Annotated in this window: 17 protein-coding genes; 6 read left to right on the plus strand and 11 right to left on the minus strand. The window is 71.9% G+C overall.

Annotation, left to right across the window (positions count from 1 at the left end; all coding sequences use genetic code 11):
• Window positions 1-4: 4 nt before the first annotated feature.
• From RQG84_RS03955 to RQG84_RS03975, 5 genes are all read right to left on the minus strand, one after another.
• Entirely contained in the window at window positions 5-742 is a 738-nt protein-coding gene (locus tag RQG84_RS03955; RefSeq protein WP_311208953.1) for a methyltransferase domain-containing protein, read from the minus strand.
• 26 nt (window positions 743-768) lie between these two features.
• Window positions 769-1,587 carry an ABC transporter permease gene (locus RQG84_RS03960; RefSeq protein WP_311208954.1) on the minus strand — a complete coding sequence of 273 codons (819 nt, stop codon included), beginning with the start codon at window positions 1,585-1,587 and terminating at the stop codon, window positions 769-771.
• The gene (locus RQG84_RS03965) at window positions 1,584-2,555 is read right to left on the minus strand and encodes an ATP-binding cassette domain-containing protein (protein ID WP_055962125.1); all 972 of its coding nucleotides are present in this window, start codon (window positions 2,553-2,555) and stop codon (window positions 1,584-1,586) included. The genes RQG84_RS03960 and RQG84_RS03965 overlap by 4 nt, the downstream gene beginning before the upstream one ends.
• Window positions 2,556-2,751: 196 nt before the next feature.
• A complete protein-coding gene (locus RQG84_RS03970; protein WP_311208955.1) occupies window positions 2,752-3,408 on the minus strand; it encodes a fasciclin domain-containing protein in 657 nt (218 codons plus the stop codon).
• A 29-nt stretch (window positions 3,409-3,437) separates the two neighbouring features.
• A complete protein-coding gene (locus tag RQG84_RS03975; protein ID WP_055962130.1) occupies window positions 3,438-5,006 on the minus strand; it encodes a molybdopterin-dependent oxidoreductase in 1,569 nt (522 codons plus the stop codon).
• A 149-nt stretch (window positions 5,007-5,155) separates the two neighbouring features.
• Here RQG84_RS03975 and RQG84_RS03980 point away from each other — a divergent pair, with 149 nt between their 5' ends.
• Window positions 5,156-6,595, plus strand: a complete 1,440-nt coding sequence (locus RQG84_RS03980; RefSeq protein WP_311208956.1) for a hypothetical protein — start codon at window positions 5,156-5,158, stop codon at window positions 6,593-6,595.
• A gap of 881 nt (window positions 6,596-7,476) precedes the next feature.
• Here the strand turns inward: RQG84_RS03980 and RQG84_RS03985 are convergent.
• Genes RQG84_RS03985 through RQG84_RS03995 form a run of 3 tightly spaced genes read right to left on the minus strand, consistent with a single transcriptional unit; the run spans window position 7,477 to window position 9,775 of the window.
• Window positions 7,477-8,145 carry a nitroreductase gene (locus RQG84_RS03985; protein ID WP_311208957.1) on the minus strand — a complete coding sequence of 223 codons (669 nt, stop codon included), beginning with the start codon at window positions 8,143-8,145 and terminating at the stop codon, window positions 7,477-7,479.
• A complete protein-coding gene (locus RQG84_RS03990) occupies window positions 8,142-8,912 on the minus strand; it encodes an enoyl-CoA hydratase-related protein (RefSeq protein ID WP_311208958.1) in 771 nt (256 codons plus the stop codon). Before RQG84_RS03990 ends, RQG84_RS03985 begins: the two co-directional genes overlap by 4 nt.
• Complete coding sequence (locus RQG84_RS03995) at window positions 8,897-9,775, minus strand: alpha/beta hydrolase (protein ID WP_311208959.1); 879 nt, start codon at window positions 9,773-9,775, stop codon at window positions 8,897-8,899. Before RQG84_RS03995 ends, RQG84_RS03990 begins: the two co-directional genes overlap by 16 nt.
• A 96-nt stretch (window positions 9,776-9,871) precedes the next feature.
• Here RQG84_RS03995 and RQG84_RS04000 point away from each other — a divergent pair, with 96 nt between their 5' ends.
• The gene (locus RQG84_RS04000) at window positions 9,872-10,726 is read left to right on the plus strand and encodes an NAD(P)-dependent oxidoreductase (protein ID WP_311208960.1); all 855 of its coding nucleotides are present in this window, start codon (window positions 9,872-9,874) and stop codon (window positions 10,724-10,726) included.
• Between the two features lie 12 nt (window positions 10,727-10,738).
• Here the strand turns inward: RQG84_RS04000 and RQG84_RS04005 are convergent, their stop codons facing one another.
• Window positions 10,739-11,449 carry a hypothetical protein gene (locus RQG84_RS04005; RefSeq protein ID WP_311208961.1) on the minus strand — a complete coding sequence of 237 codons (711 nt, stop codon included), beginning with the start codon at window positions 11,447-11,449 and terminating at the stop codon, window positions 10,739-10,741.
• A gap of 34 nt (window positions 11,450-11,483) precedes the next feature.
• Window positions 11,484-12,068 (minus strand): RNA polymerase sigma factor, encoded by a 585-nt coding sequence (locus RQG84_RS04010; RefSeq protein ID WP_311208962.1) that lies wholly within the window; start codon window positions 12,066-12,068, stop codon window positions 11,484-11,486.
• 125 nt (window positions 12,069-12,193) lie between these two features.
• Here RQG84_RS04010 and RQG84_RS04015 point away from each other — a divergent pair, with 125 nt between their 5' ends.
• Window positions 12,194-13,117: a serine/threonine-protein kinase gene (locus RQG84_RS04015; RefSeq protein ID WP_311208963.1), complete on the plus strand. Its 924-nt coding sequence runs from the start codon at window positions 12,194-12,196 to the stop codon at window positions 13,115-13,117.
• 1 nt (window position 13,118) lies between these two features.
• On the opposite strand, the gene RQG84_RS04020 is transcribed toward RQG84_RS04015, so the two are convergent.
• Window positions 13,119-13,547, minus strand: coding sequence for an OsmC family protein (locus RQG84_RS04020; protein WP_311208964.1), 429 nt, complete (start codon window positions 13,545-13,547; stop codon window positions 13,119-13,121).
• 46 nt (window positions 13,548-13,593) lie between these two features.
• Between RQG84_RS04020 and RQG84_RS04025 the strand changes: the two genes are divergently transcribed.
• The 3 genes from RQG84_RS04025 to RQG84_RS04035 all read left to right on the plus strand — a co-directional run bounded on the left by RQG84_RS04025 (window position 13,594) and on the right by RQG84_RS04035 (window position 16,267).
• The gene (locus RQG84_RS04025; protein ID WP_311208965.1) at window positions 13,594-14,292 is read left to right on the plus strand and encodes an aspartate/glutamate racemase family protein; all 699 of its coding nucleotides are present in this window, start codon (window positions 13,594-13,596) and stop codon (window positions 14,290-14,292) included.
• A 98-nt stretch (window positions 14,293-14,390) separates the two neighbouring features.
• The gene (locus RQG84_RS04030) at window positions 14,391-14,714 is read left to right on the plus strand and encodes a 4-fold beta flower protein (RefSeq protein ID WP_055962160.1); all 324 of its coding nucleotides are present in this window, start codon (window positions 14,391-14,393) and stop codon (window positions 14,712-14,714) included.
• A gap of 74 nt (window positions 14,715-14,788) precedes the next feature.
• A complete protein-coding gene (locus RQG84_RS04035) occupies window positions 14,789-16,267 on the plus strand; it encodes an SDR family oxidoreductase (RefSeq protein ID WP_311208966.1) in 1,479 nt (492 codons plus the stop codon).
• The last annotated feature ends 22 nt before the right edge of the window (window positions 16,268-16,289 follow it).

The raw sequence follows: 16,289 nt of genomic DNA on the forward strand, positions 1-16,289 counted from the left end.
CGGGTCAGAGCGGACGTCGGGCGAGGACGGTGTGCAGGATGCCCCGCTGCCAGCCGCCGGCCGTCGTCCACGTGATGTCGGTGAGACCGGCCCGCTCGAGCCGCGCCTGCAGCTCTGCGGTGGAGTCGTTGCGCAGCACGCTTCGCCACAGGTACCGGTAGATCGCGGGGTTGCCGCGCACCGCCACGGACAGCGGCGTGACGACGCCCCAGCAGACGGCGCTCCAGACGGCCTCGGCCGTCCGCGAGCCCTTCACGTGGTAGTCCTGCAGCGCGATCCACCCGCCGGGGCGCACCTGGTCGGCGATGGCCGCGACCACGTCGTCACGCTGCTCCTGCGGCACGTTGCGCAGCAGGTAGGCCGCGAAGGCACCGTCGGCCTGGCCGTCGAGCTGGACCGCGGCCACGCCGGGCAGGTCCTGGGCCCGCGCCTGCACGAAGCTGACGTGGTCGGGCCAGTCCTTCTCCTGTGCCTGGGCGAGCATCCCGGCCGACGCGTCGAGGCCCACGATGCGGGCGCCCGGTCCAGCGGCGTCGAGCAGCGCCCGGGTGGAGAGGCCCGAGCCGCAGCCGAGGTCCCACAGCGTCGGCGCCGTGCCCGTGACCGGCAGGCTCAGCACCAGTCGGCGCGCGGCGTCGCGCAACGCGTCGACGTAGCCGGGGTTGAGCGAGGTGAGCAGGTCGTAGCGAGGCGCGGCGCGGTCGAACTCGTCCGCGAGCAAGGTCCCAGAGGTCGGCTCCACCCGCCCAGCCTACGGGGGTTCGCCCCTCAGGACCGGCGGGAGTACGCCCGCATGGTGAGCGGCCCGAAGACGGCCACGAACACGCCCGAGATCACGAGGACCGTGACGATGGACCCGCCGTGCGGATCGCCGACCATGAGGCTGCGGACCGCGTCGACGAGGATCGAGACCGGGTTGTTCTCGACCGCCGGCTGCAGCCAGTCGGGCATGGTGTCGATGGGCACGAACACGTTCGACAGGAACGTCAGCGGGAACAGGACCATCATCGAGACCCCCATGACCGACTCCGGGCTGCGCAGCTTCATGCCGAGCAGCGTCCAGATCCAGCTGACGCTGAAGCAGAACACCAGCAGGAGCAGGACGGCCGCGACCACGCCCACGAGACCGCCGGGCGGCCGGTACCCGATGAGCATCGTGACCACCAGGATGACGACCGAGGCCATCGTGTAGCGCAGCGTGTCGCCGAGCAGGGCCCCGACCATGAGCGACGGACGCCAGACCGGGAGGGACCGGATGCGGTCGAAGACGCCCTTCTTGATGTCGTTGTTGATGGTCATGGCCGTGTACATGGTGATCATGACGACGGTCTGCACGAGGATGCCCGGCGCCAGGTACTCCAGGTACTCACCGGTGGACCCGGCGATCGCGCCGCCGAAGATGTAGGTGAACATCAGCGTGAACAGGATCGGGAACATCGTCACGTCGAACAGCTGCTCGGGCACGTGCTTGATCTTGAGCAGGGCCCGGTGCGTGAAGATCAGCGACGAGCCCAGCGGGCCCACCGGCTCGGGGCGCTCGCTGCTGCCGACCGCCTCGCGGACCTTGGCGTCCATGGTGGTGCTCATGCGGGGACCTCCGTCGTGTCGGGCTCGACGTCGGTGACGTGCTCACCGGTGAGGGCGAGGAACACCTCGTCGAGGCTGGGCTGGCCGAGCGAGAACTCCGAGACCGCGATGCCCTGCTCGGCGACGCGCACGAGGGCGTCGGGGACGCCCTGCGGCGACGGCACCGAGAACGACAGGGCGTAGGGGTCCTTCTCGAGCACGGCCTCGGCGTCGAGGGTCGCGGCCAGGACCGACGCCGCGCGCTCGCGGTCGGCCTGGTCGGCCACCCGCACCTTGAGCGCGCCCGCTCCCACGGAGGCCTTGAGCTCACCGGTCGTGCCCTCGGCGATGACCGTGCCGCGGTCGATCACGGCGATCCGGTCGGCCAGCTGGTCGGCCTCGTCGAGGTACTGGGTGGTGAGGAGCACCGTCGTGCCGGCGGACACGAGGGCGCGAACGATGTCCCACACCTGGTTGCGGCTGCGCGGGTCGAGCCCGGTGGTGGGCTCGTCGAGGAACATCAGCTCGGGTCGCACGACGATGCTGCCGGCGATGTCGATGCGCCGACGCATGCCGCCGGAGTAGGCCTTGACCTGGCGACCCGCGGCGTCGGTGAGGTCGAAGGCGTCGAGCAGCTGGTGGGCGCGGTCGCGGGCCGCAGCACCGCGGTACCCGTACAACCGGGCCAGCATGACCAGGTTCTCCAGGCCCGTGAGGTCCTCGTCGAGCGAGGCGAACTGACCGGTCATGGCCACCTTCGAGCGCACCGCGGCCGACTCGGCGACGACGTCGTGGCCGAGCACCTCGGCCCGGCCGCCGTCGGGCTTGATGAGCGTGGCGAGCATGCGGATGGTGGTGGTCTTGCCGGCTCCGTTGGGCCCGAGCACGCCGTAGACGCCTCCGGCCGGGATCTGCAGGTCGACACCGTCGACCGCTCGGTTCTCGCCGAAGAGCTTGACGAGGCCCTCGGTACGGATCGCTGTGGTCATGGCGACATCGTGCCACGTGTTACTGACAGGAATACAGTCATGCCGAGACGAGACCGAGGCGTCGTCCCTGCACAGCACGAGGCCCGGACCCCCTGGAGGAGGGTCCGGGCCTCGCGTCGATCAGTCGTCGGCGTGGTCGCTCACGTCGGGTTCACGACCGCGCCTCGATCACCCTCGGGTGACCGGGACTCGATGATCAGGCCGGGGGCATGAGCACCGTGTCGATGAGGTACACCGTGGCGTTGGCGGTCTTGACGCCACCACAGATCACACCGGCCTGGTCGCCGACGCGGATGTTGTCGCCCTCGCCCGTGATGGTCAGCTCGGCGCCGTTGACGGTCTCGAAGGTGCCGTCGATGTCGCCGGGAGCCATCTGGCCGGGGATGACGTGGTAGGTCAGGACCGACTCGAGCGTCTTGGCGCCCTCGGGGGTGCCGAGCGTCTTGACGGTCTCCTCGGGCAGCTTGCCGAAGGCGTCGTCGACCGGCGCGAACACGGTGAACTCGCCACCGTTGAGGGTGTCGACCAGGTTCACGTCGGGGTTGAGCTCACCGGAGACGGCCGCGACGAGCGTCTTCAGCAGCGGGTTGTTGCTGGCGGCGGTGGCCACCGGGTCCTGGGCCATGCCCTCGACCGAGCCGGCGCCGTCCGGCACCTGCGAGGCGTAGTCGGCGCAGCCCGGGCCGACGAGGTCGGCACCGGCGTCGGACGCGTCCTCGGACGCGGGCGCCGAGGTCTCGTTGTCGGACGAGGAAGCGGCGTCGTCATCGCTCGAGCCGCAGGCCGCAGTGAACAGGGACAGCGAGGCCACGGCGGTGATCGCGAGGGTCTTGCTCTTGGTCGTCGTGCGCATGTTTCTTCTCCTTGGTTGGGTGTTTCCTGCTACTCGACGCGGAACCTGACGTTGTGCCAGCCGGTCGATCCGTCCGGTGCGATGGGCACCCGGTCGGAAGTCTGTGTGGTGCCGTCGGCGTCGGTCGCACGCACGGTCACCTGGTGGGTCCCCTCGGTGGCGTCCTCCCACGTCCAGGACCACTGGCGCCACGTGTCGACGCCGTCCCGGTCCGCGAGCTCGACGTCCTGCCAGTCGCCGTCGTCGATCTTGACCTCGACGCGCTCGATGCCCACGGTCTGCGCCCAGGCCACGCCGCCGATGCGGACGTTGTCGCGGGGCAGCGCCTGGAAGGCCTTGGGGACGTCGATGCGGGACGACAGCTTGATCGGCGCCTCCTCGGAGTAGCCGCGGGTCGACCAGTAGGCCTTGAAGTCCGAGAACTTCGTGACCTCGATGTCGACGAGCCACTTCGTGGCGGAGACGTAGCCGTAGAGGCCGGGGACGACCATGCGGACGGGGAAGCCGTGCTCGAGCGGCAGCGGCTCGCCGTTCATGCCGACCGCGATCAGCGCACCACGGTCGGTGTCGGTGAGCGCCTCGAGCGGGGTGCCGATGGTCATGTCGTCGGCGCTGGTGGTCTTGACGGCGTCGGCGCCGTCCTTGACCCCGGCGCGGGCCAGGAGCTCGGCCACGGGGATGCCCAGCCAGGCGGCGTTGCCCACGTAGGGGCCGCCGACCTCGTTGGAGACGCAGGTCAGGGTGATGCGGCGCTCGACGAGGCGCTCCTTGAGCAGGTCCTCGAAGGAGAGGTTGAGCTCCTGGTCGACCATGCCGTGGATGCGCAGGTTGAAGGTGCTCGCGTCGACCTGCGGCACGCGCAGGGCGGTGTCGATGCGGTAGAAGTCCTTGTTCGGCGTCACGTAGGGGCTGATGCCCTTCAGCTCCACCTGGGCACCCGCCGGCACCGCGCTGGCCGGGACGGCTGCCTTCGGCAGCTTCACCGAGGCGCGGGACTCACGACCGGCGCTGGAGCCGAGGAAGCGGGTGACGCCTCCGCCGATCGCCATGACGGCGCTGGCGGCCAGGACGACCTGCAGGAAGGCGCGACGGTCGAAGCCGGCGGGCGTCTCGTCACCGACCTTCGGCGCGAGCTCGAGTGCGCTGAGGAAGCGCATCAGGAGGAACACGCTCACGACGAGGGTGACGGCGGAGGGGATGGCGGTGACGACGACGTTGGCCGTCGAGGTGCGGTCGAGGACCGCGGTGAGGAGCGCGACGATCCCCAGCAGCGCCGTGATGCCGAGGGCGAGCCGCGGCCGACGCAGGCCCAACCAGCCGGCGACGGCCGCGGCGACCAGGAGGGTCACGGCGACGCCGCCGATGAGCACGGGCTTGTCGTTCGTCCCGAACTGCTCGATGGCGAATTCCTTGAGCGGACGGGGCACCAGGTCGATCACCCGGTTGCCGACCGACTCGATCGGCGTCGGGACGCCCAGCAGAGTGGCGACGCCCGATCCGGCTGCGACGCCTGCGACCGCAGCGAGCAGGCCCGACACGGCACCGGTCCACCACGGGGCGGTGGCCCGCGTGGTCTGGGTGGCGATCGAGTGGCTCATGCACGTAGTTCGGGACCGTGATGGCCGTGGATGGGTCCAGATCCAAGAAAGTGTTCACGTCGGCGTGTCGTGAACAAGATCGTGTGTCACTCCCAGTTACCTTCCGCCGCGGGTTTCCCCTGCACTCCCAGGGTTCCTAGGCTGTCGTCATGACCACGCGCGAGGGAGTGCAGTTCCGGTCCGAGAGCACGTCCGCCACGGCGAGGGAGGTCCTGGCCGATGCGCTGCGGCCCGCCGATCCGGTCGGTGCACGCGCCGTCGAGCACGAGACGGCCTGGCGGCGGCAGTACCTCCAGCACTTCCGCCGGGCCGTGGAGGCCGGCGTCGGGGATGCGGCGGCTGCGCGCTCGATCGCGGCCGAGGGTCTGCGCAGCGCGCACGCGGCCATGCGGTTCGACGACGTCGCCCTCGACGAGGCCCTGGCCGTGACGCCGCTGGACCAGGTGCTCAGCACGACCACCGTCCAGGGCGAGGCGGAGCCGGAGACCGAGCTGACCGTGCCCTACCGCGGCGAGAGGCTGGGTGGCGACGCCCTCCTTCGCCAGCTGGACGACTGGCTGGACCGTGGTGTGGTCACACCGTCGTGCGCGGACGCGGTGCGCACCGTGCAGGCGAACCCCGACTGGCTGCGGCTCGAGGGCGACCTCGTCGTCGTGCTCGGGGCGGGGGCCGAGATGGGTCCGTACCGCGCGCTGCAGCGGTGGGGTGCCGAGGTGGCCGCCGTCGACCTGCCCCGCGCCGACGTGCAGGGCCGCATCGCCGAGGTCGCGACGGGCGGGGCGGGCCGCGTGCACGTGCCCAGCCGGATCGTGACCCACGGTCGACCCGACGGTGGGAGCGACGTCGGCGCGGACCTGGTGCGCGAGCTGCCCGCGCTGGCCCACTGGCTGGGCTCCTTCGAGTCCCGCGTCGTGCTGGGCAACTACTGCTACGCCGACGGCGGGCAGCACGTCCGGGTCTCGATGGCCGCCGACGCGCTCGCCGACCACCTGGTGCGAGAGCGCCCCGACACCGCGCTGGCCTTCCTTGCCACACCCACCGACGTGTTCGCCGTCGGTGCCGACGACGTGGCGAGGTCGGAGGCGGCGTACCGCGCCGGCCGGTTCGGTCGCATGGCTCGCCACGCCACACGCGTGGCGAGCGGCGGACGGCTCCTGCAGCGGAACTACCCGCCCGGCGCCGACCCGGGCATCTGCGACGCCCTCGTCCCGCAGCAGGGTCCCAACTACGCGTTCGCCAAGCGGCTGCAGCGCTGGCGTGCCACGACCGCTCGCGCCGCCGGCACCACGGTGTCGCTCAACGTGGCACCAGCCACCCGCACGCGGTCGGTCGTGAAGAACAAGGCGCTCGCGGCGGCCTACGCCGGCGCGCACCGCTTCGGCGTCGAGATCTTCGACCCCGCCACGTCGAACACCCTGATGGCCGCGCTCCTGGTCCACGACCTCCGCGCCGACCTGCCCCCCGAGGCCGAGCCGTGGCAGGACGAGGCACGCGGCGCCGCCCACGGCGGACTCTGGACGGCGGCCTACCACCCCCGCTCCGCCCTCGGCCTCGCCGCGGTGCTGGGCGTGGGGGCGCTGCGGGGGTGATCCTGGGGCTGGACCTGCGGCTGCGTTGCTTCCTCTGGTTCGGACCTGCGGCTGCGCTGCTTCGTCGGGTCCGGACCTGCGGCTGCGCTGCTTCCTCGCGTCGGGACCTGCGGCTGCGCTTCTTCGTTGGGTCCGGACCTGCGGCTGCGCTGCTCCCTTGGGTCTGGACCTGCGGCTGCGCTTCCTCGGCTCGGTCTCGGCCCGGTCTCCGAAAGAGCCTCGACCGGCGGATGGGCTCCCGCTCGGCCGAGCCCCGGTGCTGCGGGCTGGTCCTGGGGCTTCAGAGGTAGGTCTCGCACCGAACCGGGCCGTCAGAGGTAGGTCTCGTACCGAACCGGGCCGTCAGAGGTAGGTGACGCACCTGAAATGACTCGGATTGGGTGCGTCACCTACCTCCCACTGCCCCGGCCGGGTGAGAGGTAGGTGGCGCGCGGAATCGGAGCGTCAGAGGTAGGTAGCGCGCGGAATCTGCGCGGCAGAGGTAGGTGACCCGCGGTTTGGAGGTCCGTATCCGCGCGCTACCTACCTCCGCCCGGCGAATAACGCGCGCCACCTACCTCTCACGGCCCCACCCGACGCGGGGGCGAGGCAACGAGACGGTCAGGACGCCCCGAACGCACCATCGGCGCACCCGCGGCCCGAGAACCCAGGCCGAGCGCGCACCCCACCGCCGGTCGAGGCCCTTTCGGAGCGCAGGTCGACGAGAAGCCGAGGCAGTCGCAGCCGCAGGACGAGACCAGCCGTGCAGTCGCAGCCGCAGGACGAGACCCAGCCGAGCCAGCGCAGCCGCAGGACGAGACCCAACCGAGGCAGCAGCCGCAGGACCAGACCCACCCGCCGAGCCGGACGAGCCGGACGAGCCGGACGAGCCGGACGAGAGGTCAGAGCCGCAGCTCGGCCGCCTCGTCCAGCGACGCGCGGGAGGTGCGGTAGGAGGCGGTGGGGTGGTCGGGGTCGGGGTGGCCGAAGGAGATGCCACACACCACCTGACGGTCGTCGTCGAGGTCGAACCACTCGCGCAGCAGCTCCGAGCGCATGGCCAGGGCCGCCTGGGCACAGGCGCCGAGACCGAGGGCCTGGGCCGCGAGCAGGAACGACTGCACGTACAGGCCGCAGTCGATCGCGCCGTACACGCCGAGCGAGCGGGTCGTGGTGACGATCGCGACGTGCGGGGCGCCGAAGAACTCGAAGTTGCGCATCGTCTGGGCGGCGGACCCGGCCCGGTCGCCCTTCACCACGCCGACCGCCTCGTACAGCTGCCAGCCCGACTCGCGCCGACGCTCGGCGTACACGCCCTCGTAGGACTCCGGGAAGGTCAGGTCGGGGCCGAAGCGCTCGTCGTCGGCCATCGCCTGCTTGAGCCGCTCGGTCTCGCCTCCGGCGGTCACCACCACGTGCCACGGCTGGGTGTTGCACCACGACGGGGTGCGCTGCGCGGCGGTCAGCAGCCGCTCGATGGTGGCCGCCTCGACCGGTTCGTCGGTGTATCCGCGGCAGCTCCAGCGCTCGTCCAGGAGCGCCTCGAGGGCCTCGATCCGGCTCTCGCTCATCGGCCCACGAACCCGGCGGCGCGCTTGTCCAGGAACGCCTGGATGCCTTCCTTCGAGTCCGCCGTGTCGGCGAGCTCCCGCTGCAGACGGAGCTCGCGGTCCAGCGTCTCGTCGAGGTGGCGCAGCGTGTTGGCGGTGATGGCCTGCTTGGTGGCGGCGTACGCGGCCGTGGGGCCGTTGGCCAGCTTCGCGACCAGCTCGGCCACCTGCTCGGCGTAGTCGTCGCCGCAGCACCGGTCGATGAGTCCCATCTGCGCGGCCTCGGCGGCCGGGAGCCGCTCGCCCAGCAGCGAGAGGCGGTTGGCCCGGGCCCGGCCCACCGATGCGGCGAGCAGCTCGGTCGCCCCGCCGTCGGGCATGAGGCCGATGTTGACGAACGCCTGCAGGAAGTAGGCCGACTCGTGGGCGACGGTCACGTCGGCGGCCAGCGCGACCGACATCGCGATGCCAGCGGCGGGGCCGTTCACCGCGGCCACGACCGGGCGGTCCGTCGAGACGAGTGCGCGCACGAGCCGGTTGCCGTTCTCGTGCGTGCCGCCCCGCTCGAGCCGACGCAGGTCCGCGCCGGCACTGAAGGCACGGCCCGCGCCGGTCACGACGACGACGCGGGCGTCGGTGGTCTCGACGGCCTCGGCGGCCCGCTCGAGCATGGCGCCGTCGAGCGCGTTCATGACGTCGGGCCGGTTGAAGGTGATCGAGAGGATGCCTTCGGTGGTGTCGAGCAGCAGCTCTGTGCTGGTCGGGTCGCTCGTCACGGGCGTCTCCATTCTCCGATGATGGCCTGCACGGCGGCGGTGAGCGCCAGCGGCTGGTCGAGCATCACGTGGTGCCCGGAGTCTCGCACGACCGTCACCGGCACGTGCCCGCCGAGCCGTTCGGCGACGGCGTCGGTGATGTCCGACGTGGCCATGCCGCGATCTCCGCGCAGGAGCGCCACCGGGCAGGCCGCCTCGGCGAGCTCCTCGGGCTCCATGCGCGACCGCAGGAAGATGCGGGGGTCGAACTTCCAGCGCCATCCCCCGGGCTCCCCGTCGGACGCCGGGACCTCGCGCACGGACCCCTCGGCGATGTGGCGGTGCACGAAGTCGAGCGTGGCGTCGTCGGCCGGGAGCGTGCGGAACCGGGCGAGGATCGCCTCACGATCGGGGTGGAGCTTCGGCGCGGGGATGACGCCGTGCGAGGCGATCCACGCTCGCGCCTCGCTCGACATCTCGCGGACCGGCGAGTCGATCGCGACGGCCCCGGCCAGTGCGGCGCCGTGGTCCCGGGCGGTGGTGAGGGCCACGAATCCGCCCATGCTGTGGCCGACGACGGCGGGCGGACGGGTGCTGCCCTGCGCCCGCGCGACGGCCATGACCTCGGCCGCCCAGGTCTCGAGCGCGTAGACGTCGCGGTGGTCGCTGTCCCCGTGCCCGCTCAGGTCCAGCGCGACGACGCGTCCGTCGAGCAGCGGCCCGACGTGGTCCCACCAGCCCGCGTGCGCGGCGCCGCCGTGCACGAGCACCGTGACGGGCTCGTCGACCGGGCCCCACGCCCGGTAGGTGATGCGCACGCCGTCGACGTCGACCGTGGCGTGCTCGGGCCGCTCCGCCAGGGCGGCCGTGAACCAGGCCGGTACGTCCTGCGCCATCGGTGCCGCCACCTCCAGAGAAACAATCAACCTTGACTGTTCTTGCCGTCCCCAGCACGATAGCGAGGACGCACGTCCACGACGAGAGGACCCCCGATGAGCCTGGCCGGAACGACGATGATCATGTCCGGAGGCAGCCGAGGCATCGGGGAGGCCATCGCGGTGCGCGCCGCCCGCGACGGTGCGAACGTGGTGCTGCTCGCGAAGACGTCCGAGCCGCACCCCAAGCTGCCCGGGACGATCCACACCGCTGCCGCCGCCATCGAGGAGGCCGGCGGACGTGCGCTTCCGCTCGTGGGTGACATCCGCGACGACGCGTTCGTCGAGGACGCCGTGGCCCGGGCCGTGGAGACGTTCGGCGGCATCGACCTGGTCGTCAACAACGCCAGCGCGATCGACCTGTCCCGCACCGAGGACATCTCGATGAAGAAGTACGACCTCATGACGCAGATCAACGCGCGCGGCTCGTTCCTGCTGTCCAAGCTGTGCATCCCGCACCTGCGTGCGTCGGCGAACCCCCACGTGCTCACGCTCAGCCCGCCGATCAGCCTCGACCCGAAGTGGTTCGGCACGTTCACCGCCTACGCGATCGCCAAGTACGCCATGAGCCTCGTGACCCTGGGCCTGTCCGAGGAGCTGAGGGAGGACGGCGTCGCGTGCAACTCGTTGTGGCCGCGCACGGCGATCGACACCGCCGCGGTGCGCAACGTGGTGGGCGCCGGGCTGGAGACCAGCTCCCGCACGCCGGCGATCATGGCCGACGCCGCCCACGCGATCCTCACGCGACCCAGCCGGGAGTGCACGGGGAACTTCTTCATCGACGACGAGGTCCTCGAGGCCGAGGGCGTCACCGACCTGTCGATCTACCTGAACGGCGGTCGCGAGGAGGACCTGGCGCTCGACTTCTGGGTGGAGCCGAAGGGCCCGCACGACCCCGCGAAGCGTCTCTGAGGGGCGCGGTCCTCAGCAGCCGTCGCGCATCAGACCGGGACGGTCGCCCCGCGTCACCTCGACGAAGGTGACGACGTCGTCGTCGGTGAGCTGGTCGGGCGGGGTGTCGAGGAGGAACCCGATCCAGCTGCCGTCGCCGCTCTCCTGCACGTACGCCCCGGTCTGCCCGTACCCGGCTTCCTGCGGCTCGGGTGCCACGGCCTTCAGGCTGCCCCACGTGGAGCCGACGCCGTAGCCGGAGCGGGTGCGCGGACCTGGTTGGCGGATCCCGATCGACACCACGTCACCGGCCTGCGACGTCAGCACGTCGAAGGTGTTCGCGTACTCGTCGCGCCACGTGAGGGGGCGCGCGGGGCAGCCGTCGACCGGGGCCTGGACGTCCGCATCGAAGTACCCGGTCGCCAGCGCCTGCGCCTTCGTCATCCCCACCTGCACCGGACCGACCGCACCGGGAGTGATGAGCAGGGCCGACGGCGCGAGCAGGTCGGGTTCGGCCTCGGGCGCGTCCTGGTCGCCACCGCCGGAGGGGGCCGGGGCCGATGCGGCCGGCTCGTCGTCCTTCTCCTTGGACGGCGACGACGAGGGGGATGGGGACGACGAGGCGCGTGGCGAGTCGCTCGGGGCGGCGTCCTCTCCCCCGACGACAGCGGCCACGGCACCGGTGGCCACGCCGAGGGCCACGGCTCCGGCGAGCAGCGAGAGCGCCAGCCTGGTCTGCATCATGAGCGTGCGTCCTTCGGTGAGGGGATCTGCACCATCAGATGCCGTCCGGGCCCGAAAGGTTGTCCGGACCGGGCGGTGGGTCCTGGCCGAGCCGCTCGCGCAGGTAGCGGCGGGCGGTGTGGATGCGTGCCTTGACCGTGCCGAGCGGCGCGTCGGTGAGGGCGGCGACCTCGTCGTACGGGAGCGTCCCGAGGTCGCGCAGCACGAACGCCTCGACGGCGGACGGGTGCTCGCGCTCCAGGTGCTCCAGGGCCTCGAGCAGGTCGAGCCGCGTGCCTGCGATGACGCTCGTCGTGCGGGGGTCGGCCGCGTCGGGCACGAGGTCGGTGGAGCCCTCGTCGAAGCGACGCCGCATGGACCGGTAGGCCTGGCGCGCCGTGTTGGACGCGACGACGGTGACCCACCCGACGAACGAGCCGCGGCCGGCGAAGGTGTGGAGCTTCTGCGCCACCACCAGGAGCGCCTCCTGCGCGGCCTCCTCGGCGTCGCCGGAGTACGGCAGGAACTTCGAGCAGCGCCGGAGCACGAGCGGACGCAGGTGCGCGAGCAGGTCCTCCATGGCGTCGGCGTCGCCGGCCTGGGCCCGCGCGACGAGCTCGAGCAGCTGGTCGTCCTCCATGGATCCCCCTTGCTTGTCTGCCGCCCACGGCCCGGCACCCCCGCCGGGCTCGTCTGCCGCCCACGGGCCGGCACCCCCGCCGGGCTCACCGCCGGGGGCCACGCCAGCGACCATACTGTCCCGTGATGAGGCAGATCGGGAGGTACCGGCTCGACGCGGTCCAGGGGTCGGGCGCGTTCGCCACGGTGTGGCGGGGCTACGACACCGAGCTCGAGGTACCGGTGGCCGTGAAGGTGCTGGCGGAGAACTGGGCCCACCACGCCGACGTGCGCGAGCGCTTCCTGGCCGAGGCGCGTCTGCTGCGGCGGCTCGAGAGCTCCCGCGTCGTGCGGGTGCACGACATCGGCACCGAGACGTTCGACGGGACCGACCGGCCCTACTTCGTCATGGACTTCGCCGGGGGCGGGTCGCTCGACGCGGTGGCCGACGGGTCGCTCGCGCCGGCCGAGGCGGTGCGCCTGGCCGTCGAGGGGTGCCGGGCGGTGCACGTGCTGCACGCGGCGGGTGTGGTGCACCGGGACGTGAAGCCGGGCAACCTCCTGGTCGCCGACGACGGCCGCGTGCTCGTGGCCGACCTCGGCAGCGTGAAGCGGCTGGCGGAGGCCACCGGGTTCACCGTGACCACCGGGACGCCGGCGTACATGGCGCCGGAGCAGGCGTCGGGCGGACGCATCGACGCCCGCACCGACGTGTACGCGCTCGCGGTCGTGACCTTCGTCCTCGTCACGGGTGCGCTCCCCTTCGACGTGCCCGACGCCGCCGCCGTCCTGCGACGCTCCGATGGCGAACGGCCCCGTGGTCTCGCCCGGACCCGCGGCGCGGCGGCCTCCCCGTTGCTGTCGCGGCTCGACGCCGTCCTGGACCGCGCCCTGTCACGCGACCCGGACCACCGGCACGCGTCGGCCGAGGCGCTCGCCGTCGAGCTGGAGCGGGTGACGGCGGGGCACCGCCCGCGTCGTCGGCCGGGCTGGCCGACGTGGGTGGTGGTGCCGGCCGCGCTGCTGCTGTTCGCCGCCGCTGCCGCCGCCACCTGGTACGGCCTGCGCTGACCTACTGCGTGTCGACGGGCGTGCCCAGCTCGACCGTGCGGCTCACCGTGCAGAGTCGGTCGTGGGACTTGGCGATCGCGTCGGCGAGCCGGCCGGTCGCCTTCGCCCCCTCCTCGTCCTCGCCGAACGCCACGTCGAAGCGCACCTGCAGGTCGTCCATCCGGTTGCCGTCGTCGTCGCGGATCTTCTCGCCCGAGGCCGTCACCGCGAACCGCTCCGGCTCGGTCCGCTTGGTGGTGATGAGGTCGACGTCGATGGCCGTGCAGCCCGCGATCGCGGCCAGCAGCAGCTCGACGGGCGTGAAGTCGTCGCCGGAGCCGTCGCCGATCACCATCTCCCCGCCCCGGGCGTTGGTGACGCGGTAGCGGCCGCGGTCGAGTCGTTCCAGGCCCACCTGACGGTGCTGTTCGGTCGCGGACGCATCACTCATGGGACCATCCTGCAACAGGGGCGGGAGCCCCGGGAACGAGGCCGCGATGCGCACGATCGGGATGCTCGGCGGGATGAGCTGGGAGTCGACGGCGGAGTACTACCGGCTCGCCAACGTGCTCGTCCGCGAGCGGCTCGGGGGTGTGCACTCCGCCCGCGTCCTGCTCGACTCGCTCGACTTCGCCGACGTCGAGGCGCTCCAGTCCGCGAACCGCTGGGAGGAGGCCGGCGCGCTCCTCGCCGACCGAGCGCAGCGGCTGGAGCAGGCGGGTGCAGAGCTGCTGCTGCTCTGCACCAACACCATGCACAAGGTCGTCGACGTCGTCGAGGCCTCCGTGACGGTGCCCGTGCTGCACATTGCCGACGCGGCCGCCGAACGGGTGCGGCACGCCGGACTGGGCCGGGTCGGCCTGCTCGGCACCGCCTTCACGATGGAGCAGGACTTCTACCGCGAGCGCCTCGCCCGGCACGACATCGAGGTCCTGGTGCCCGGCGCCGCCGACCGGGCCACCGTGCACCGGGTGATCTACGCCGAGCTCGTGCGCGGGATCGTCAGCGAGACCTCACGTGCCGCGTACGCCGACGTGATCGGCCGACTGGTGGCCGACGGCGCGGAGGGGATCGTCCTCGGCTGCACCGAGATCGAGCTGCTCGTCTCGGCCGACGACAGTCCGGTGCCGGTCTTCGCGACCACCCGGATCCACGTCGAGACGGCCGTCGAGCGTGCGCTGGCCAGGACTGACTAGTCCATCGGGATCATCTTGGTGCGTTCTCACCGCGTCATCATTCGGTCGTCCTACCGTCAAGGGGGGAAAGACCAGCACCATCTCGGGAGCCTGACCACATGAGCGTGTACCTGTACGACCTCGACGGAGACGTCATCGCGTTCCGACGCGCCTGGGACGACGAGCACGTGTTCGACACGGCCGGACGCTGGATCGGCTGGATGCCCTGGGAGGGCACCGACGTCGTCGACGCGCGCGGTCACTACCTCGGGTCGGTCGTGGGCGACCGGCTCGTGCGCCGCAACGACTGCGGCAACCGGGTGTGCAGCGCCGACGTCGAGCACCCCGAGCGCGCCGAGCCCTCCGGGCGGCCCACCACGCCGCTGGAGTTCCCCAACCGGTTCGCCTACGACGACGTCGAGCAGCTGCACCGGGCCGGCTGACACCACCGGGTACGCCGGTGTGACCTCGACCCACTCGGGATGCCCCGGCGCGCGGGGTCCCCGACGATGGAGACATGACGCTCTCCCTGGTCACCGGTGCCACCGGCTACGTCGGCGGCCGCCTCGTCCCCGAGCTGCTCGAGGCGGGCCACGACGTGCGCGTGCTCGTGCGCAGCCCCGAGAAGGCCCAGGCCCACGACTGGGCGCCGCGGGTCGAGATCGTGCAGGGCGACGCGACGTCCGACGACGACGTGCGTGCCGCGATGGACGGGGTCGACGTCCTGTACTACCTGCTGCACTCGATCGGGTCGGGTGACGACTTCGCCGAGACCGAGCGCCGGATCGCCGAGTCGTTCGCCGGTGCCGCCCAGCAGGCCGGCGTGAGCCGCATCGTCTACCTCGGCGGCATGGACCCCGAGGGCGAGCAGCTCTCCGAGCACCTCGCCTCCCGCAAGCGCGTCGGCGAGGTCCTGCTGGCCTCGGGCGTGCCGACCACCGTGCTCCAGGCGGGCATCGTCATCGGCTCGGGATCGGCGTCGTTCGAGATGCTCCGCTACCTCACCGAGCGGCTGCCCGTCATGGTCACGCCGAAGTGGGTGCACACCCGCATCCAGCCCATCGCCATCCGCGACGTGCTGCGGTACCTGGTGGGCAGTGCCGCGATGCCGTCGGACGTGAACCGGGCCTTCGACATCGGTGGTCCGGACGTCCTGACCTACTTCGAGATGATGCAGCGCTACGCCGCGGTCGCCGGGCTGCCGAAGCGTCGTGTGCTGCCGGTGCCCGTGCTGTCTCCCGGTCTGTCGAGCCACTGGGTCGGCATCATCACGCCCGTGCCCGCGAGCATCGCGCGTCCGCTCGTCGAGTCGCTCAAGAACACCGTCGTCGCGAGCGAGAAGGACGTCGAGCAGTACGTGCCCGACCCTCCCGAGGGTCTCATCGGCTTCGACCGTGCCGTCGAGCTCGCGCTCACCAAGATCCAGAACCTCGACGTCCCCACCCGCTGGTCGTCGGCGGCGACCGCCGGCGCACCGTCGGAGCCGTTGCCGTCGGACCCGGACTGGGCGGGCGGTTCCCTGTACAAGGACGAGCGCACGCGCGAGGTCGACGCGTCCCCGCAGTCGCTCTGGACGGTCATCGAGGGCATCGGCGGACGCAACGGCTGGTACTCCTGGGCGCTCGCGTGGTGGGTGCGCGGCATCCTGGACCGGCTCGTCGGCGGGCCCGGGCTGCGTCGTGGTCGACGCAACGACAAGGAGCTCGTGGTCGGAGACGCCCTCGACTTCTGGCGGGTGGAGGCCACCGACGACCACTCCTTCCTGCGCCTGCGGGCGGAGATGAGGGTGCCGGGGCTGGCCTGGCTGGAGCTGCAGGTGGGCTCGACCGAGGGCGGGACCACGACGTTCCACCACCGCGCGCTCTTCCATCCCCGCGGTCTGCTCGGGCACGCCTACTGGTGGGCGATCCTGCCCTTCCACGGCATCATCTTCGGCTCCATGCAGCGCAACATCGCCAAGGCCGCGGAGCAGCTAGACGCGGCGAGGACCGCCTGACCCACCGGTACGGTTGCGCGCT

It is taken from the genome of Aeromicrobium sp. WCS2018Hpa-31, assembly GCF_031843905.1.
Taxonomy (GTDB): Bacteria; Actinomycetota; Actinomycetes; order Propionibacteriales; family Nocardioidaceae; genus Aeromicrobium.